An 18,343-nucleotide genomic window follows, 5' to 3' on the forward strand; every position below is an offset into this window, starting at 1 on the left:
GTGAGTAATCCATCAACCTGATCAAGTATTTGGCGAAGAAAACGACGCCCGTGCTGTCGATGCCGCATGCCGCGCATGATTTTTCCAAGCTGGCAAACGGATGTGGAAGACGATTTGCCCACCGTTGCGCGGGGTCTTATGGGGCAATTCGGCCGAACGGCTAAGCCGATCAGATTGCTGCGGAAAGTCGTCGAATCCACAATATGGCGCTGGAAATATTTCCTCCAGCCCGCTAAGGAAGGTCGATTATTTTAGTCGATCACTCCGTGACGACAGATTTTTCCAAGGGACGAGATCGCGCGGCATGCTGACGGCGAAGGGAAAATACGGCCTCAAGGCCCTGGTCCACCTTGCGGCCCTCGATCCTGGCGAGACCGCCCAGGCCAGCGACATCGCCGAGAGCAACAACATTCCCAAAAAGTTCCTGGACGCCATTCTCGGCGACCTGCGCAATGCCGGCGTGGTCCAGAGCAAGAAGGGCCCCGGGGGCGGCTATGCGCTGGCGCGCAAGGCCTCGGCGATCAAGGTCGGCAATGTCATCCGCGCGCTCGACGGGCCGCTGGCGCCGATCGCCTGTGCCAGCCGCACCGCCTATCAGCCCTGCCGTGACTGCAAGGACGTCAAGGCCTGCGCCGTGCGCCTGACCATGACCAAGGTGCGCGACGCCATGTCGGAGATTCTCGATTCACTGACGATCGCCGACATGCTGGCGAGCCCCAAGGCTGCGCGAGGCGCACTCAAGGCGCTGCGGGGCTGACGCTCGCGTCGTCGCGCGCGATCACCTGTGGGTGGCCATTCTCGTCAATGGCCACATAGGTGAAGTTGCCGTCGGTCACCAGAATGGTGCTGCTCTCCTTGCGCCGTGTCACCCATGCCGCGACATGGATCGTGATCGACGTCCGCCCGATCCGGATCATCGCGCAGTGCACCGACACGACATCGCCGACATAGACCGGCTTGCGGAAGGTCATGGCGTCGATCGACACCGTGACCGTGCGCTGCTTCGCGAGCTTCGACGCCATGATGCCGCCGGCGACGTCCATCTGGCTGAGCAGCCAACCGCCGAAGATATCGCCGTTCTGGTTGGTATCGGCCGGCATCGCCAGGGTGCGGATGCAGAGCTCGCCGCTCGGTACGGATGGTGGCGGCGCAGCATGGGCGGAGGTCGTCGTGTCGGTCATGGGCGAGGGCCGGTCTCTGCGGTCGTGGTCCTGAAATCGTCCCAGCCGGCATCCGGCTTGAAACGGTCGCCGAAGCGATTGGCGAGGCCTTGCAGCGCCGCCACAACGTCCGCAACCCCGCGGGTGCGGGCGTAATTGAGCGGACCGCCGCGGAACGGCGCGTAGCCCGTACCGAAGATCATGGCGCCGTCGACCACCTCGGCGTCGGCGACGATGCCTTCGCGCAGGCAGGCGACGCAGACATTCGACATCGGCAGGATCAGGCGATCGGTCATCTCGGCCGTCGGCTGGGTCGTCGCCGGGGTCTTCTGCGCCTTGCCGTCCTTCCAGGCGTAGAAGCCGCGGCCGGTCTTGCGGCCGAGTTCACCTTTGGCCACCTTCTCGCGCAGCCAGTCCGGCGCGGCCGGCAGGCTATCGCCCATGCGGGTGCGCAGCATATCACCGACCGCGAGACAGATATCGAGGCCGACCTGGTCGGCAAGCTCGATCGGCCCCATCGGCATGCCGAACTTTTCAGCCGCCGCATCGATGGTCGCCATGTCGATCTTTTCGTCGAGCATCACCATGGCTTCGAGCATGTACGGCGTCAGCGCGCGGTTGACCAGGAAGCCCGGCGAACTCTTGACCGGAAGCGGCAGACGATCGATGGCGCCGACAAAAGCGGTCGCCGCCGCCAGCACCTGCGGATCGACCGCATCGTGGCTGACGACCTCGACTAGTTGCAGCCGCGACACCGGGTTGAAGAAGTGCAGCCCCACCAGCCGCTGCGGCGCAGCCAGCGTGGTACGCAGATCCTGCAGCGGAATGCTGGAGGTGTTGGTGGCGAGAATGGCGGTCGACTTCATCCGCGGCTCGAGCGCCGCATAGACCTTCTGCTTGAGATCGAGCCGCTCCGGCACCGCCTCGATGACGAGGTCGGCGGCGCGCACGCCTTCGCCCGCCATGTCCGGGATCAGTCGGTCGAGCGCATCGCGCACATCGACGGGCTTGCGGATGATCTTTCCGAACAGCTCGGCGGCGCGCTTGACCGCGCCGGCGATCGGCTCGGCCTTCATGTCGGCGAGCGTCACCCGCAGGCCCTGGTTGGCGCACCAGGCCGCGATATCGCCGCCCATGGCGCCGGCGCCGATGACATGGACATGCTTGATCTCGCTGGCCCCGCCTGCCAGCTTCTTCATGCGCTCGCGCAGGAAAAACACCCGGATCAGGTTCTGCGCCGTCGGCGTCACCATCAGCCTGGCGAACGACGTGCGCTCATGGGCAAGCATCGCGACCTTGTCGCCGCCATGTTTCTCCCAGAGATCGATCAGGGCGTAGGGCGCGGGATAGTGCTCGCGCGGGGCCGCCTTCGCCGCTTCCGACCGCATGCGGCTCGCGAGCACGCCGCGCACCGGCGCGAAATTCATCCCCGCATTGAGTGCGCCAGGCCTGGCGCGCTTGAGGCGGCCGAACACCGCATCCTTGACCGCATTGCGAACGTGGCGCTCCTGCGTCACCGCATCCACAAGGCCCAGCGACTTCGCCCGGCGGGCGTCGATGGTCTTGCCGGTCAGCATCAGCGTCATCGCTTCGGCCGGGTTGATCAGCTCGGTCAGCCGCGCCGGGCCGCCGAGCCCGGGATGCAGGCCGAGCATCACCTCGGGGAAGCCGAAGCGTGCGTTGTCGATGGCGATGCGCATGTTGCAGGCGAGCGCGATCTCGAGGCCGCCGCCGAGGCAGAAGCCGTGAATTACGGCGACCGTCGGCAGCTTCAGCGCCTCGAGGCGATAGACCACTGCATGGGCGCGGACCATCTCGAGCTCGACCTGGCGCGGGTCGCTTGCGCCGCGGAATTCGTTGATGTCGGCGCCGGCGATGAAGCCGGATGGCTTGGCGGAACGAATGACGAGGCCGGTCGGCCGCTCGGCTTCGAGTGCGGCGAGCACCTTGTCGAGCTCCTCCATCACCTCGGCAGACAGCGAGTTGGCGCTGGCGCCGGCGCGATCGAACAACAACCAGGCGATGCCATCATTGTCGCGGGTAAGATGGAAATGGCGGTAGGTGCCGTCGGCCGAGGGCTTCGGCCCGAGTTCGAGCACGCGGTCGGAAAGAATGTCGAGGATGCGGCTGTCCATGCTCATGCTCACACCGCCTCGATCAGCATGGCGCCGCCGAGGCCGCCGCCGATGCATTCCGTGGCGACCCCGCGTTTGGTGCCGAGCCGCTTCATGGCGTTGACGAGATGGAGCACGATGCGGTTGCCCGACGTTCCGACCGGATGGCCGAGGCTGATGGCGCCGCCATCGACATTGAGCCGCTCGCGATCGATCGCGCCGGCGGCGCCATCGAGGCCGAGCACCTCGCGGCAAAACTTGTCATCCTGCCAGGCGGCGAGGCAGCCCAGCACCTGGGTGGCGAAGGCTTCGTTCAATTCCCAGGTCTCCACATCCTGCAGGGTGAGATTGTTGCGCCTAAGCAGCGCGGTGGCCGACAGCACCGGCCCGAGCCCCATGATCGACGGATCGAGCCCGGCCCAGGCGCTGTCGACGATCACCGCCTTCGGCGTCAGCCCATACTTGCGCACCGCATCCTCGGAGGCGAGGATGGTCCAGCACGCACCGTCGGTGATCTGCGACGAGTTGCCGGGGGTCACCTGCCCCCAGGGCCGCTCGAACGCCGGCTTGAGGGTGGCGAGCTTGTCGGCGCTGGAGTCGGGACGCACACCGTCGTCGTGGTCGTAGAACCGGCCCTGGCGATCGAACATGGTCTCGACCTCGCCCTTCAGCCAGCCCTGCTCCTGGGCGCGCGCAAGACGTTTGTGGCTCTCCACCGCATAGGCATCGGCGTCGGCGCGGGTGATGCCGAACAAATGGCCGACCACCTCGGCGGTCTGACCCATGTTGAGGTCGGTCACGGGATCGGTGAGGCCGCGTTCGAGACCGATGATCGGCTTGAAGGTGGCGGGGCGCGCCTTCGCTGCCGCAGCGAGCTTGGCGAGCGCGCCCTTGGCTGTTGCCAGCCCGGCAAACCAGCGCACGCCGGCCTGCGACCACACCAGCGGCGCATGGCTGAGCGCCTCGGCGCCGCCCGCGAGGATGAGATCGCCCTTGCCTTGCTGGATATAACGATAGGCGGTATCGATCGACTGCATGCCCGAGCCACAGTTGATCTGCACCGTGAAGGCGACCATCTTTTCACCCATGCCGAGCCGCAGCGCGGCGACGCGGGCGGGGTTCATCTCGTCGGCGATGACGTTGACGCAGCCGAGGATGACCTGGTCGAAAGCATCGGGCGCGAATAGCTGGCGGGCCAGCAGCGGCCGGCCACACTGCACCGCAAGATCGACCGGGGTGAACGGCCCCGGCCCGCTGCGGGCTTTCAGGAATGGGGTCCGGCTTCCGTCGACGATATAGACTGGGCGTGTCATCAGCTGGCGGCTCGCGCGTTGAAGTCCGTGGTACGGTGATCGTGCAGCCTGACACTCATCGGTGACAAGACCTCCGGCGCAAAATCGTCGACCTCGACGACCTTGGCAACCGCCTCGTGAGCGGCGGCGAGCCGGTCGGCCTCGGTCTGGCTGATGATGCCGTTGCGCAGCGCCTCGCGGGGATCGCGGATGCGCGCCGAGCGCATCTTCTTGACGATGTCCTCGTTGGCGGTGACCAGGGCGAACGCCTTCTCCAGCCGCGCAAGGCCGCGATCGTCCTCGATGTGGGAGATGTTCGGCGTCAGCCTCTCTCGCGCAGCCGAAGGTTCGAGGATGAGCTGGGCGAGACGATGCACCACACCGTCAGTCGGACCCACCGCGCGCGCGCCGAAAGGCTGCACGATCAGCTTGAGCGCGAAGGCGACAAAGCGATTGGGCAGGTTGGCGAGGATCTCGGCGAAACGGGTCTCGATGGTCTTCAGCCCGGTCGCCATGCACCATTCCAGCGCGGCGAAATCTGCTTCCTGGCGGCCTTCGTCCTCCCAGCGCTTGAGCGCGGCGGACAGCAGGTACAGCTCCGACAGGATGTCGCCGAACCGCGCCGACAGCATTTCCCTGCGCTTGAGCGCGCCGCCGAGGGTCAGCAGCGCCATGTCCGCGCACAGCGCGAACGCCGCCGCGTGGCGCGACAGCTGGCGATAGAACGGCGTCGCCGGCCCCGCATCGGGCGCCGGCGCAAACGCGCCGCCGGTCCAGCTGCGTCCCAGCGCGCGGAAGGTGTTGGCGAAGGCATGCCCGACATGGCCCCAGAAGGCCTTGTCGAAGGCGTCGAGGCCGCGCGCCGCATTGTCGTCGGCGAGCGCGGTCATCTCGGCGAGCAGGTACGGATGGGCGCGGATCGCGCCCTGCCCGAACACGATGAGGTTGCGGGTGAGGATATTGGCGCCTTCGACGGTGATGCCGACCGGCACGGCGCGATAGAGGTTGCCCATGTAGTTCTGCGGTCCGTCGATCACCGCCTTGCCGCCGTGAATGTCCATGGCGTCGTCGATGGCGATGCGCATGCGCTCGGTGGCGTGCAGCTTCATGATGCCCGAGATCACCGCCGGGTGATGCCCTTCGTTGAGCGCCGCACAGGTCAGGCGGCGCGCACCATCGAGCTGATAGGCGATGCCGGCGATGCGGGCGAGGGGCTCTTCAATGCCCTCGAACTTGCCAATCGGCACATTGAACTGCTCGCGGATGCGGGCGTAGGCGCCACTGGTGCGGGCAGAATAGGCGGCAGCCGCCGCCGACAACGATGGCAGCGAGATGCCGCGTCCGGCGGCGAGCGCGGTCATCAGCATCTTCCAGCCTTCGCCGATGCGCTCGCGGCCGCCGATGACATAGTCGAGCGGCACGAACACGTCGCGGCCCCAGTTCGGACCGTTCTGGAACACCTGCATCGACGGCAGGTGACGATGACCGATCTCGACGCCGGGCAGGTCGGTCGGGATCAGGGCGACGGTGATGCCGAGCTCCTCGGTCGGTCCCAGCAGGTGATCAGGATCGTAGGCCTTGAAAGCAAGGCCAAGCAGCGTCGCCACCGGGCCCAGCGTGATGTAGCGCTTGTGCCAGTTGAGCCGCAGGCCGAGCACCTCGCGACCTTCGAACACGCCCTTGCAGACGACGCCGCGATCGATCATCGACGCCGCGTCGGAGCCGGCCTCGGGACTGGTGAGGCCGAAGCAGGGAATGTCACGGCCGTCGGCGAGACGCGGCAGCCAGCGCTCGCGCTGCTCGGCGGTACCGAAGCGCATCAGGAGTTCGCCAGGCCCGAGCGAGTTCGGCACCATCACCGTCACCGCAGCGGCGCACGAGCGAGTCGAGATCTTGCGTACCACCTCGGAGTGGGCATAGGGCGAGAAGCCGAGACCCCCGTACTCCTTCGGGATGATCATGCCGAAGAACTTGTGGCGCTTGACGAAATCCCACACCTGCGGCGGCAGGTCGCGCAGGTCCCAGGTGATGGTCCAGTCGTCGAGCATGGCGCAGAGTTCGTCGACCGGGCCGTTGAGGAAAGCCTCCTCCTCGGCGGTGAGCCTGGCCTGAGGGTAGGCCAGCAGCTTCGACCAGTCGGGTGAGCCCGTAAACAGATCAGCATCCCACCAGACGTCGCCGGCCTCGAGCGCCTCACGCTCGGTGTCCGACATCTCCGGCATCACCTTGCGGGCCCAGGAGAAGATCGGCCTGGTGAGCCAGTCGCGGCGGAAGCTGGACGACGTCATGGAGATGTCCTCTGGATGAAGTTGCAGGACGAGAGACAGGGCTGGTGCAGGCCTGCGCCGACTGCCGCTCGACTCGAACGGAAAATATCGGTGCCGTCCTTACAACTCGCGGTGATAATTGAACAAAATGACATGAACCTGCCCGTCCGTCGTTAACGATCGAACGCCGGGGCCGGTTCCACCCTGATCAGTCCGGCCGCAGCATCTCGAACATGATGTCCGGGCGGATTTCGGCGTAATCCCCCATCCGCCCGGCGCGCAGGATCGGGTGCGCCTCGGCGGTCTGGTACACGCCGTCCCGGATCAGCGTGCGGTCGATATAGACCGCCACCACCTCCCCAAGGGTCAGCCAGGTCGGGACCTTGTTACCTTCCTTGTCCTGCAGTTGGATGACCTGCAGCACCTTGCATTCCATCGCAGCACGGCTTTCGCCGACGCGGGGCACGTTGACGAACCGGCCGGGGACCGGGGTCAAGCCGGCGAGTGCAAATTCGTCGACGTCGCGCGGCACATGGGCGGACGTCGCGTTCATCTGGGTCGCGAGCTCCTTCGTCGCCAGATTCCACACGAACTCGCCGGTGTCGGTGACGTTGCGCACCGAATCCTTGGCGCCGGTGCTGGAGAAACCGATGATCGGCGGCTTGTAGTTGAAGGCGTTGAAGAAGCTGTAGGGCGCGAGATTGACGTGGCCGTCCTTGTCGCGTGACGAAATCCAGCCGATCGGCCGCGGACCGATGATGGCGTTGAACGGATCGTGCCGCAGACCGTGGCCGCGCGCCGGCTCGTAGACGTGAAATTCCCGCTCGCTCATCGCTGTCCTGTCCCGCTCAAAGCCGTGCCGTAACCGGTTCGTGCCCCGATTGCACGAACTTTGCGGTCAGCACATGGCGGCGGACGGGCAGCCTATCAGGCGGAGTGTCGCGGCGTCAGGGCCGCGATCACGAAATCGATCATCTGCTCGAGCGAGGGGCCCGGCTTGTCGGCGCACTGGGCGATCATCTGTGGGTGGAAGAAGCGGCTCATGGCGGTCGCGGTCGACATGGCGGCCAGCGCCAGGTCGGGTGCATCGAACACGCCGGCCCTGGCGCCATCGTCGATGACCTTGCCGATGATCCCGGTCAACCGCTCGAAGTGCGCGTTGCAGACCTGCCAGTTCTCCTCCATGGCCATGGCGACCATCTGATGGATTTTCTCGTCGCCGGTGTAGCGCTCGGCATTGAGATGGTGGATCGAGGCGAGCAGCCGCCGGAGCCGGGCGACAGGTTCGAGGTCCTCGAACGCGATCGCGGTGGCGGCGGTCTCGACCTCCCCCATCAGCCGGCGGGCAACCGCCTCATGGATGCTGCGCTTGGAATCAAAGAAGCGATAGACGTTCGCCGGGCTCATGCGCAGAACCTTGGCGATGTCGGCGACCGTGGTCTTCTGGTAGCCGATCTCGCGAAACAGCCGTTCCGCGGCAATGAGAATGCGCGCGGGAGTATCGGCTTCACTGCTGTCGGCGACCATGACCATCGGTGTGTTTCGCGCTCCTTGAGATCGCCGCCCCGACCCGGGGCGGCTCGGTGATTCAGCCTAGCGGCTGTCCGTTAACATGGGGCACTTATCATTCTGCCGCAACAGGATAGACCGGCGGCGCATGGGCGTCCCCCGCCAGCGGCGGAGCCTCCGCGGCCGGCTGCACCGGGCCGCTCTGCTCCAGGCTCTTGCGGAACCAGAGCGCGTACAGCCCCGGCAGGAACAACAGCGTCAGGAAGGTGGCGACGAACAGGCCCCCCATGATGGTGATCGCCATCGGCCCCCAGAACGCGGAGCGGGACAGCGGGACCATCGCCAGGATGGCGGCAAGCGCCGTCAGCACCACCGGCCGGGCGCGCCGGACGGTTGCTTCCACGATGGCCTCCCTGCGGGTCATGCCATGAGCCACGTCGCTCTCGATCTGATCGACCAGAATCACCGTGTTTCGCATGATCATACCCGCAAGCGCGATCAGGCCCAGCAGCGCCACGAAGCCGAACGGCTGGTTCGCCACCAGCAGGCCGAGCGCCGCGCCGACGATGCCAAGCGGCGCCGTCAGGAACACCAGCGCGAGGCGCGAGAAGCTCTGCAGCTGGATCATCAGCAGCGTCAGCATCACGATCACCATCAGGGGGAAGAGCACGAAGATCGACGCGTTGCCCTTGGCCGATTCCTCGATCGCGCCGCCCATCTCGATGCGGTAGGCCGACGGCAGACTGGCGCGGATCTTGGCGAGCTTCGGCCAGATCGCGTTGGTGACGTCCGGCGCCTGCACGCCGTCGACGATGTCGGAGCGCACGGTAATCGCCATGTCGCGGTTGCGCCGCCACAGGATCGGCTCCTCGTGGGCGTACTCGATCTTCGCGATCTGCGACAGCGGCACCGCGACGCCGTTGCGCGAGGTGATCGACAGGTCGGCGATGTGGCCGAGGTCGAGCCGCTCCGATTTCACCGCCCGCGCCACGACGCCAACCTTCTCGACGCCGTCGCGCACGGTCGTAACCGGCGCCCCCGACAGCAGCATCTGCGTCGCCTGCGAGATGTCCTGAGGCGTCAGGCCGAGCGCCCGCGCGCGATCCTGATCGACCACGAGCTTGAGGTAGGGCGTCTTCTCGTTCCAGTCGAGATGCGGGTCGACGACCTTGTCGTTGCTGCGCATCACGTCACGCACCTGATAGGCGACGTCACGCACCACGCCGGCGTCGGGGCCTACGACCCGGAACTGAACGGGAAAGCCGACCGGCGGACCGAAGTTGAAGCGGTCGACACGCACCCGCGCTTCCGACAGCGCGCCCTCGGCGACCGCCTTCTCCAGCCGCGCCTTGATGCGCTCACGCGCTTTCACGTCCTTCGACACGACGACGATCTCGGCGAAGGACTCGTTGGGCAATTGGGGATTGAGGCCGAGCCAGAACCGCGGCGAGCCCTGCCCGATATAGGCGGTGTAGGTCGCGATATCGGAATCGCCCTTGAGCAGGCCCTCGGCCTTCTCGACCGTCTTCTCGGTGACGCCGAATGCCGTACCCTCGGGCAGACGCAGCTGGAAGAACAGCTCCGGCCGCTCGGACAGCGGGAAGAACTGCTGCTGCACGGCGCCGAAGCCGACGATGGACAGCACGAAGATGCCGATGGTCGACAGCACCACCGTGCCGCGCCAGCGCACGCACCATTCGATGACGCGGCGCAGGCCGCGGTACATCCGCGTTTCATAGATGGCATGGGGATCGGCGTGATGCGCCCCGCCCTTCGCCGCCTTGGCGAAATCGGGCAGCAGCCTGACGCCGATATAGGGCGTGAAGATCACCGCGACGAACCACGACGCGACCAGCGCGATGGCGACGATCCAAAAGATGCCGCCGGCATACTCGCCGACCGACGAATTGGCGAAGCCGATCGGCAGGAAGCCCGCCGCAGTCACCAGCGTGCCGGTCAGCATCGGGAATGCGGTCGACTCCCAGGCAAACGACGCCGCTTTGACGCGGTCCCAGCCCTGCTCCATCTTCACCACCATCATCTCGACCGCGATGATGGCGTCGTCGACGAGGAGGCCGAGCGCGATGATCAGCGCACCGAGCGTGATGCGGTGCAGGTCCAGCCCCATCGCATTCATGATGACGAACACGATCGACAGCACCAGCGGCACCGACAGCGCGACCACGATGCCGGTGCGCCAGCCGAGCGCCAGGAAGCTGACGAACAGCACGATGGCCAGCGCCTCGATGAACGAATGCACGAATTCGCTGACGGCGTGGTCGACGACTTCAGGCTGGTCGGCGATCTGCTCGATGTCGACGCCCTGGGGCACCGCCGCCATGAACTCCGCGGTCGCCGCCTTGACGTCCTCGCCGAGCTGAAGGATGTTGGCGCCCTTCGCCATCACCACGCCGATACCGAGGGCCGGCTTGCCCTTCTGACGAACCTTGTAGTCCGACGGATCCTCATAGCCGCGGGTCACGGTGGCGATGTCGCCGAGCCGGAAGACCCGGCCGTTGCTCTCCACCGGGGTCTCGGCCACCGCCTTGGCGCCGTCGAGCGCGCCGGTCACACGCAGCGGCACGCGCTGCGACGACGTTTCGACCACGCCGCCCGGGCTGACCGCGTTCTGCCGCGCCAGCGAATCGAAGATCGCCTGCGGCGTGAGGCCGAGGGTCGCGAGCTTGGCATGGGAGAACTCGACGTAGATCTTCTGATCCTGCACGCCGTAGAGATTGACCTTGGTGACGTTCGGCACCTTGAGCAGGCGCTGGCGCATGCCCTCGGCGATGGTCTTGAGCTGCGCATAGCTCGCGCCGTCGCCGGTCATCATGTAGAGGATCGAATCGACGTCACCATACTCGTCGTTGACGTTCGGCCCGATCAGGCCGGCCGGCAGGTCGCCCTGGATGTCGACCAGCTTCTTGCGCAACTGATAGAACAGCTGCGGCACTTCTTTCGCCGGCGTATTGTCCTTGAACGCCACCTGCATCGCCGTGAACGACGGCTTGGTGTAGGTCGTCACCTTGTCGAAGTACGGCAGCTCCTGCAGCTTCTTCTCGATGGTGTCGGCGACCTGGGCCTGCATCTCCTGCGCGGTCGCGCCGGGCCAGATCGCGGTGACCACCGCGAGCTTGATGGTGAAGGACGGATCCTCGGCGCGCCCCAGCCGCTCGTAGGAAAAGAACCCCGCGAAGCCGAGCGCCACGATGAAGAACAGGATCAGGGCCGGATGGGCGACAGCCCAGGAGGACAGATTGAAACGCCGCATGGTCCCCTCCCCGCTCAGAACGACAGCGACGCCACGACCCGGACCTTCTGCGCCGGATCGAGCTTCTGGACACCCATGGCAACCACCCGCGCCCCATCGGGGACACCGCCGGTGATCACGACATCATTGGTCTCATAGGCCTTTACCGTCACCGGCTGCAGTGTCACCGCGCCGGTGGCACGGTCGACGACGTAAAGCGCCGGGCCACCGCCCTGGTTGAACAATGCGGAGAGCGGCACGCGCGCGACCCGTTCGCGGTCGGCGTCCGACAGCGTCAGCGTCGCGGTCATGCCGAGTTCGACGCGATCACCGGCGTCCGGCAGCGAGAATTTGGCGAGATAGGTGCGCGTCGCCGCGTCGGCCATCGGTGCCAGTTCGCGGAGCTTCGCGACATATTGCTTGCCGGGCTCGGACCACAGCGACACATGGGCGACACCATCACGGGCGCGCGCCACCAGCGTCTCGGGAATGGCGACGACGGCCTCCTTCTCGGCGGAGCGGGCGACGCGGATGGCCGCCTGTCCGGATGCGACCACCTGACCCGGCTCGATCAGGGTGGCGGTGACGACGCCGCGGGCGTCGGCCGTGAGCGTCGTGTACGACAGCGCATTACGGGTCAGCTCGACCGACCGCTCGGCCCGAACCAGACGCGCACGGGCCTCGTCGGCCGCCGCCTTGGACTGGTCGAGCTGTGCATCCGTGGACCAGCCCTTCACCCGCAGCTCCTTGGCGCGGTTCTCCGCCGCGATCGCCTGGCCCACCACCCCGGTGGCGGCGCGGTACTCGGCATCGGCCTGCTCGGCCTGCAGGCGCAGGTCGACTTCGTCCAGCACCGCAAGCGACTGCCCCGGCTCGACCTGCTGGCCGACCTCGACAAGGCGCTTGGCGACCTTGCCGGCGACACGGAAGCCGAGATCGCTTTCGATCCGCGGACGGATGGTGCCGACGAAGCTGCGCTCGGGCACCTCGGCCTCATAGCGCACCCCTGCGACCAGCACCGGCCGTCCGGCCGCAGCCTGCTCGGCCGGCTTGTCGTTGCAGCCGGCCAGCGCCAGCACCGCAGCGGTCAACGAAATTGCAGTTAACATCCTGAAAGGACGTGAAGAAATAGCTTCGCCGATCATCTGTCGCTCCCGAGACTGGCCGTCTCGGAGGTTAGATGACTACTGACGAATGTCAATATTCGTCAGTGAATAATCATTATTCATTATGCTTCAGTCGCAGAAAAACCCGCGCGGGCTGGCCGCGCGGGTTTTCAGATCGGGCGCCCGGAAGACCCTAGCGGGCCTGCGGCTCGGCCGCGAACTCGGTCCGGGTGTCGTGCTTGAGGGTCAGGACGAGGATGCCCGCGATCAGCGGCAGCACCGCCAGCACGAACAGGCCCCATGACGTGCTCCCGGTGCTCTCCTTGATATAGCCGATCAGGTACGGCCCGCCGAAGCCAGCGAGGTTGCCGATCGAGTTGATCAGGGCGATGGCGCCGGCAGCAGCGGTGCCGCTGAGGAAGGCGGTCGGCAGCGTCCAGAACAGGGCAAACGTGCAGAACACGCCGATGGCCGCGATGGTGAGGACAATCATGGTCAACATCGGGCTGCTGAGATAGCTCGAGGCGGCCAGAGCCGCAGCGGTCAGAAACAGCGGCAGCGCGACATGCCAGACGCGCTCGCGGGTGCGGTCGGAATGCGCGCCCCACAGCACCATGGCAATGGCACCGAACAGATACGGGATCGCGGTGACGAAGCCGGTCTGCACGTTGGTGAGACCGAACGCCTTGACGATCTGCGGCAGCCAGAACTGCATGCCGTAGAGTGCGGCGACGAAGCCGAAATAGACGAGGCTGAGCACCAGCACCCGCGGCGAGGTCAGCGCCTCCCCGATGGTCATGTGGTCGGCGCCGCCCTTCGCCGCCTCTTCGCTGGCGAGGCGTCCGGCCAGCCACTGCTTCTGCTCCGCCGACAGCCAGGTGGCGGCCGCCGGACGATCGGTCAGGTAGAACCAGCTGACGATACCGAGCAGAATCGAGGGGATGCCCTCCAGGATGAACAGCCACTGCCAGCCCTTGAGGCCACCGGCGCCGTCGAGGCCGAGCAGCAGGCCGGAGATCGGCGCGCCGATCACCGTCGACACCGGAACCGCGATGGCGAAGCCCGCGAGGATGCGGGCACGGTATTGCGCCGGATACCAGTAGGTCAGATAGAGGATGATGCCCGGGAAGAAACCGGCCTCGGCGACACCGAGCAGGAATCGCAGCACATAGAAGCTGGTCGTACCGCTGACGAGGGCCATCAGGGCTGAAATGATGCCCCAGGTCACCATGATGCGGGCGATCCAGCGGCTGGCGCCGACCTTGTGCAGGATGATGTTGCTGGGCACCTCGAACAGGAAATAACCGAAGAAGAAGATGCCGGCGCCGAGGCTGAACACCACCGGGGAGAACTTCAACTCCTCGTTCATGGTCAGCGCGGCGAAGCCGAGATTGACGCGGTCGAGGTAAGAAAAGAAGTAGGCCAGAATCAGGAACGGCACGACCCGCCAGGAGATCGCCGACATGGTCGACGTCTCGATCGCGCTACGCGCGTCGGCGCGCAGATGTGCTGGTGCTTCGCTCATCAACTCCTCCCCAAACCCCGAACGGTCTTCGGCGCCGGTCACTGCGGCGGGCGCTCTTGCCACCGACCGTGGCGAAACATCGCAGGGATTTCAACCGTTGATTTCAGGTGAGTGGCGCGGCGTCCACCAGGTGCTGCGCCTCAGGCAGCGAGCGCATCGCCGATTCGCACCAATGCCCGGTCGACATCGTCGGCGGTGGTGCACAATCCGAAGCCGAAGCGCAGGCGATCACCGCGATGGTCGCAGTGCACGCCGACGGCGGCGAGGCAGCTCTCGATCTCCCCGGCCCGCGCGGTGCGGAAGGTCAGGAAGTTGCCGTGCGCGGCATCGCCGCCGAACGGCGTGATCAGGTCGGCGCGGCCCAGGCCCGCGATCGCCCGCGGCGCGATGCGGTCGAGAAAGCGTGCCATCAACGCCTGCGCGTGGCCATGGGCATCGCAGGCTGTGATGCCTTCCGCGGCGAGCCAGTCGAACACCGCGGCCATGCGGTAGAGGCCGGACGGATCGAAGGTGGCACCGAGGAAGCGGCCGGCATCCACAGGATAGCCCACCGTTTTGCCGGCCGGCGCCGCAAGGGCGCCGAAGTCGGCGAACCAGCCGGTGTCGCGCGGCCGCACGCCATGGCCCGGCGGACAATGCAGGAAGCAGGCCCCCTCGCCCGCCATGGCATACTTGTAGCCGCCGGCGAGATAGAACGCGCGGCTTGCCACCCCCGACAGATCGGTCGGCCGCGCCATGAAGCCATGATAGCCGTCGATGACCAGATAAGTGTCCGGCGACGGCAGCGCCGCGGCGAGCGAAGCGAGATCGCCGCAGGTGCCGCCCGAATTGAAGAACACCTGGCTGACGAAAACGAGGTCGTGGCCGCCGCCCGCGCACGTCGCCTGGAAACGCTCGGCAAAAGTCGCCAACGGCTCGGCGGGCACACGGGTGAGCGTGACGACACCATCCTCGCCGAGGCGATCGAGCTGGCGTCGTGCCGTGTGGAATTCGCCATCACTGGTCAGGATGCGGACCGGGCGATCGGCGGGAAAGCACGACAGCAGCCGGCGCAGGAACTCGTGGGTGTTGGGCGCGAAGGCAATCGTCGCGGGATCCGGCAGGCGGAGATGGCGCGCGAGATGCGCCTGGACCTGTGGCATCAGTTCGCCGAACACCAGCCGCCACTTGTCGCCGGCAAGCCGCGCCGCATCCATCCAGCAGCGCTCCTGCGCTGCCAGGGTAACGTCGGGCCAGTCGTGATGGCTGTGGCAGGCGAGATTGATGCGCTCCGGCGCAGCCGCCCGGAAGCGCGAGAAATGCGCGGCGAGATCAAGCAGCGGTCCGCGCGCGGTCATGACGCGGTCACGAAGCCCATGCGCGCCTGGACCTGGGCCGGCAACTCCGGCACCGCCGAGCGCGGAATGAGGAAGCTCGACAGGCGGAAGAGATCGCCGAAGATGCGATGGCGCTCCGCCGTGGTGCGCAGGTAGGCGTGGCCCGACGAGCCGCCGGTGCCGATCTTGACCCCGATCATGCGCTCGACCATCAGCGCATGGCGATAACGCCACAGCGTCATGGTCTCGTCGATGTCCATCAGCGCCGCGAGCAGGCGGAACGGCTGCTGCGCGGCCGGCTTGTCGCGGTACAGCGTGATGAACAGCGCGGCCTGCACCGCTGATCCTGACAGCCGCCAGCCGCCATTGTCGTCTGTGGCGGAGAAGATCGCCGAGAACGATGCGATCGCACGCTCGATGTTTCTGAGATCCCGCTCGCGCTTCTCCTGCGGAATCGCCGGGTCGCTGCGCACCATTTCGGCGTCGCGGGCGAGGTGCTTTTCGACCGCCGCACGGTAGGCGTCGCGGAAAGTGGCGCCGCCCCAGTCGAGGAACGGCGTGCGGGCCAGCCACTGGTCGAGCAGGTCGAACAGCGACGGCTTCTCGCCGGCTGCGCGGAAGGCCGCGCGATCACGCTCGGACAGCCGTTCGTCGATCGCCTTGTCGTCGAACGGCACGCGCGTCGCCGGCGCCAGCCCGAGCCGCGTCTCGATCAGGCGGAACTGGAGCGACTGGAAGCCCGACGCCGGCATCAACAGGTCGCGGAAATCGAGGAAGTCGAACGGCGTCATGGTCTCCAGCACGTCGAGCTGGCCGACCACGAGCTTGAGGATCTCGTGGATGCGGTTGAGGCCATGCACCACGCGCCCCATGGCATCGTCGGTGACAGGAATCGTGCCGAAGTCGGCCTCGATGCGATCGAGCTCATGCAGGATCTGCTTGAACCACAGCTCATAGGCCTGGTGGACGATGATGAACAGCATCTCGTCATGGGCGTCGACGCCGGCCTTGACGCTTTCCGGCTCCTGCGCCGACAGCAACCGGTCGAGCTTGAGATAGTCGCCGTAATATACCGGGGCGCGGGCCATGCATGCGTCTCCATTGAGCCGGGCTGCCGATCGCAAGAGGCCGCAGCACCAGCCGCCAGATTTGGCCCGGAGGCAAGCAAGGTCAATAGATATTTTATGCCTAAAACATCCGCAGGCTGCCGCCAGGCGCGGCGGCGGCGGCATCACTCATCGAGGTCGATGTCGGCGCCATTCTTGACCGGAATCGCCAGCAGCTCGCCCTCCAGCTCGCGCAGCATCTCGTGCAGGGCCTCGAGCTTCCTCGCGCCGTAGCGGCGGGTGATCTCGGCGTAGATCGCCTCGGAGATCGGCGCGACCACATCGATCAGCGCAACCCCCGCCGGGGTCAGGGACACGATGCCGCGCCGCAGGTCGCTCTCCGGCGATCGGCGCTGAATCAACTGCCGTCCTTCGAGATCGCGCAGGATGCGCGACAGGCTCGGCCCCAACAGGTAGGTCGCCCGCGCCAGCTCGCTGACCTCCATCTGCTCGATCGAGGTGAGCGCACGCAGGATGCGCCACTGCTGCTCGGTCAGGCCATGATCGCGGAGCGAAGGGCGGAACTGACGCATCACCGCTTCGCGGGAGCGCAGCAGCGCCATCGGCAGCGAGCGCGAGAAGTCGCGCATCGGCAACTTGCGGGGGGCCTTTCCGGCCGCGGCAGCGGGCTTCTTGCCGCCGACTGGCCTCGTCCCGGCCGACCGGGCCCCGACCGCCTTGGCGCTCTCGCCATCCGGCCGCGGGGGGCGGGTTTTGCCGCGCGTCAGTGTCCGCAGATTCTCTGTCATTCTCAACCATCTATCATGCGGCGTGACATTCCGGCCACTGGTGCGCGGCGGAAATCGGCAAGAACTGCGTTGATCCCATCAACTTAACATGTTAAATACTTTGTCAAATGATCCCGGGAGGCAGCGTTTTCCAATGAGTTTGACCGAGAATGCCATCAAGGATGCGGCCAAGCGCCTGTTCGAGGCCGAGAGGGACCGCAAGCAGATCCGCCAGGTCTCGATCGAGCATCCGGACATGACCATCGCCGACGCCTACGCGGTGCAGACCGCCCTGGTCGCGCTCAAGGTCGCCGCCGGCGCCAAGGTCCGCGGTCACAAGATCGGCCTGACCTCCAAGGCGATGCAGAGCGCGCTCAACATCGACGAGCCGGACTCCGGCGTGCTGTTCGACGACATGTTCTTCAATGACGGCGGCCTGGTTCCGACCGACCGCTTCATCGCCACCCGTGTCGAGGCGGAACTCGCCTTCGTGATGAAGCACCGCCTCGCCGGTCCCAACTGCACCATCTTCGACGTCCTCAACGCCACCGACTTTGTCGTGCCGGCGCTTGAAATCCTCGACACCCGTATCGAGCGCGTCGACCCGCAGACCAAGGCGACCCGCAAGATCTATGACACCATCGCCGACAACGCCGCCAATGCCGGCATCGTGCTCGGCGGCCGGCCGCTGCGGCCACTCGACACCGACCTGCGCTGGATTGGCGCCCTGTGCTACCGTAACGGCCAGCTCGAGGAAACCGGCCTCGCCGCCGGCGTGCTGAACCATCCGGCCAACGGCATCGTCTGGCTGGTCAAGCGCCTCGCTCCGCTCGGTCTTGCGCTGGAACCCGGCCAGGTGGTGCTCGCCGGATCGTTCATCCGTCCGATCGAGACGCGCAAGGGCGATACCATCCAGGCCGATTTCGGCGCCTATGGATCGGTGAGCTGCTACTTCGCTTGAAATGCCCGA

Annotated in this window: 14 protein-coding genes; 2 read left to right on the forward strand and 12 right to left on the reverse strand. The window is 66.4% G+C overall.

What is annotated here, in order from left to right; genetic code table 11:
* Window positions 1–304: 304 nt before the first annotated feature.
* Window positions 305–757, forward strand: coding sequence for an RrF2 family transcriptional regulator (locus JQ639_RS10245; protein WP_211966001.1), 453 nt, complete (start codon window positions 305–307; stop codon window positions 755–757).
* Here JQ639_RS10245 and JQ639_RS10250 read toward each other — a convergent pair.
* The 12 genes from JQ639_RS10250 to hpaR all read right to left on the reverse strand — a co-directional run bounded on the left by JQ639_RS10250 (window position 738) and on the right by hpaR (window position 17,235).
* Window positions 738–1,181, reverse strand: a complete 444-nt coding sequence (locus tag JQ639_RS10250; RefSeq protein WP_211966002.1) for an acyl-CoA thioesterase — start codon at window positions 1,179–1,181, stop codon at window positions 738–740. The two genes, JQ639_RS10245 and JQ639_RS10250, sit on opposite strands and share 20 nt — an antisense overlap.
* Window positions 1,178–3,295 carry a 3-hydroxyacyl-CoA dehydrogenase NAD-binding domain-containing protein gene (locus tag JQ639_RS10255; protein ID WP_211966556.1) on the reverse strand — a complete coding sequence of 706 codons (2,118 nt, stop codon included), beginning with the start codon at window positions 3,293–3,295 and terminating at the stop codon, window positions 1,178–1,180. The genes JQ639_RS10250 and JQ639_RS10255 overlap by 4 nt, the downstream gene beginning before the upstream one ends.
* An 8-nt stretch (window positions 3,296–3,303) precedes the next feature.
* Window positions 3,304–4,587, reverse strand: coding sequence for an acetyl-CoA C-acetyltransferase (locus JQ639_RS10260; protein WP_211966003.1), 1,284 nt, complete (start codon window positions 4,585–4,587; stop codon window positions 3,304–3,306).
* Window positions 4,587–6,854, reverse strand: coding sequence for an acyl-CoA dehydrogenase (locus JQ639_RS10265; protein WP_211966004.1), 2,268 nt, complete (start codon window positions 6,852–6,854; stop codon window positions 4,587–4,589). Before JQ639_RS10265 ends, JQ639_RS10260 begins: the two co-directional genes overlap by 1 nt.
* A 187-nt stretch (window positions 6,855–7,041) precedes the next feature.
* Window positions 7,042–7,665 (reverse strand): flavin reductase family protein, encoded by a 624-nt coding sequence (locus tag JQ639_RS10270; protein ID WP_211966005.1) that lies wholly within the window; start codon window positions 7,663–7,665, stop codon window positions 7,042–7,044.
* Between the two features lie 95 nt (window positions 7,666–7,760).
* Window positions 7,761–8,366 (reverse strand): TetR/AcrR family transcriptional regulator, encoded by a 606-nt coding sequence (locus JQ639_RS10275; RefSeq protein ID WP_211966006.1) that lies wholly within the window; start codon window positions 8,364–8,366, stop codon window positions 7,761–7,763.
* 91 nt (window positions 8,367–8,457) lie between these two features.
* Window positions 8,458–11,613, reverse strand: a complete 3,156-nt coding sequence (locus tag JQ639_RS10280; RefSeq protein ID WP_211966007.1) for an efflux RND transporter permease subunit — start codon at window positions 11,611–11,613, stop codon at window positions 8,458–8,460.
* A gap of 14 nt (window positions 11,614–11,627) precedes the next feature.
* Window positions 11,628–12,701, reverse strand: a complete 1,074-nt coding sequence (locus JQ639_RS10285) for an efflux RND transporter periplasmic adaptor subunit (protein WP_249123044.1) — start codon at window positions 12,699–12,701, stop codon at window positions 11,628–11,630.
* A 190-nt stretch (window positions 12,702–12,891) separates the two neighbouring features.
* Window positions 12,892–14,223, reverse strand: coding sequence for an MFS transporter (locus JQ639_RS10290; protein WP_211966009.1), 1,332 nt, complete (start codon window positions 14,221–14,223; stop codon window positions 12,892–12,894).
* 140 nt (window positions 14,224–14,363) lie between these two features.
* On the reverse strand, window positions 14,364–15,560 hold the full coding sequence (locus JQ639_RS10295) for an aminotransferase class V-fold PLP-dependent enzyme (RefSeq protein ID WP_249123045.1): 1,197 nt from the start codon (window positions 15,558–15,560) through the stop codon (window positions 14,364–14,366).
* Window positions 15,557–16,627: a tryptophan 2,3-dioxygenase family protein gene (locus tag JQ639_RS10300; RefSeq protein WP_211966010.1), complete on the reverse strand. Its 1,071-nt coding sequence runs from the start codon at window positions 16,625–16,627 to the stop codon at window positions 15,557–15,559. The genes JQ639_RS10295 and JQ639_RS10300 overlap by 4 nt, the downstream gene beginning before the upstream one ends.
* A 143-nt stretch (window positions 16,628–16,770) precedes the next feature.
* Window positions 16,771–17,235, reverse strand: coding sequence for a homoprotocatechuate degradation operon regulator HpaR (hpaR, locus tag JQ639_RS10305; RefSeq protein WP_249123118.1), 465 nt, complete (start codon window positions 17,233–17,235; stop codon window positions 16,771–16,773).
* A gap of 292 nt (window positions 17,236–17,527) precedes the next feature.
* Between hpaR and hpaH the strand changes: the two genes are divergently transcribed.
* Window positions 17,528–18,334 carry a 2-oxo-hept-4-ene-1,7-dioate hydratase gene (gene hpaH / locus JQ639_RS10310; RefSeq protein WP_211966012.1) on the forward strand — a complete coding sequence of 269 codons (807 nt, stop codon included), beginning with the start codon at window positions 17,528–17,530 and terminating at the stop codon, window positions 18,332–18,334.
* Window positions 18,335–18,343: the final 9 nt, after the last annotated feature.

Origin of the sequence: Bradyrhizobium sp. U87765 SZCCT0048 (assembly GCF_018131225.1) — a bacterium.
Classification (GTDB): domain Bacteria; phylum Pseudomonadota; class Alphaproteobacteria; order Rhizobiales; family Xanthobacteraceae; genus Bradyrhizobium_A.

Coding starts and splice junctions, on each gene's coding strand:
- JQ639_RS10255 (WP_211966556.1), bottom strand. CDS start 3,295: ATGGACAGCCGCATCCTCGACATTCTTTCCGACCGCGTGCTCGAACTC.
- hpaH (WP_211966012.1), top strand. CDS start 17,528: ATGAGTTTGACCGAGAATGCCATCAAGGATGCGGCCAAGCGCCTGTTC.
- JQ639_RS10295 (WP_249123045.1), bottom strand. CDS start 15,560: ATGACCGCGCGCGGACCGCTGCTTGATCTCGCCGCGCATTTCTCGCGC.
- JQ639_RS10300 (WP_211966010.1), bottom strand. CDS start 16,627: ATGGCCCGCGCCCCGGTATATTACGGCGACTATCTCAAGCTCGACCGG.
- JQ639_RS10265 (WP_211966004.1), bottom strand. CDS start 6,854: ATGACGTCGTCCAGCTTCCGCCGCGACTGGCTCACCAGGCCGATCTTC.
- hpaR (WP_249123118.1), bottom strand. CDS start 17,235: ATGCGCGACTTCTCGCGCTCGCTGCCGATGGCGCTGCTGCGCTCCCGC.
- JQ639_RS10290 (WP_211966009.1), bottom strand. CDS start 14,223: ATGAGCGAAGCACCAGCACATCTGCGCGCCGACGCGCGTAGCGCGATC.
- JQ639_RS10280 (WP_211966007.1), bottom strand. CDS start 11,613: ATGCGGCGTTTCAATCTGTCCTCCTGGGCTGTCGCCCATCCGGCCCTG.
- JQ639_RS10260 (WP_211966003.1), bottom strand. CDS start 4,587: ATGACACGCCCAGTCTATATCGTCGACGGAAGCCGGACCCCATTCCTG.
- JQ639_RS10245 (WP_211966001.1), top strand. CDS start 305: ATGCTGACGGCGAAGGGAAAATACGGCCTCAAGGCCCTGGTCCACCTT.
- JQ639_RS10250 (WP_211966002.1), bottom strand. CDS start 1,181: ATGACCGACACGACGACCTCCGCCCATGCTGCGCCGCCACCATCCGTA.
- JQ639_RS10275 (WP_211966006.1), bottom strand. CDS start 8,366: ATGGTCATGGTCGCCGACAGCAGTGAAGCCGATACTCCCGCGCGCATT.
- JQ639_RS10285 (WP_249123044.1), bottom strand. CDS start 12,701: ATGTTAACTGCAATTTCGTTGACCGCTGCGGTGCTGGCGCTGGCCGGC.
- JQ639_RS10270 (WP_211966005.1), bottom strand. CDS start 7,665: ATGAGCGAGCGGGAATTTCACGTCTACGAGCCGGCGCGCGGCCACGGT.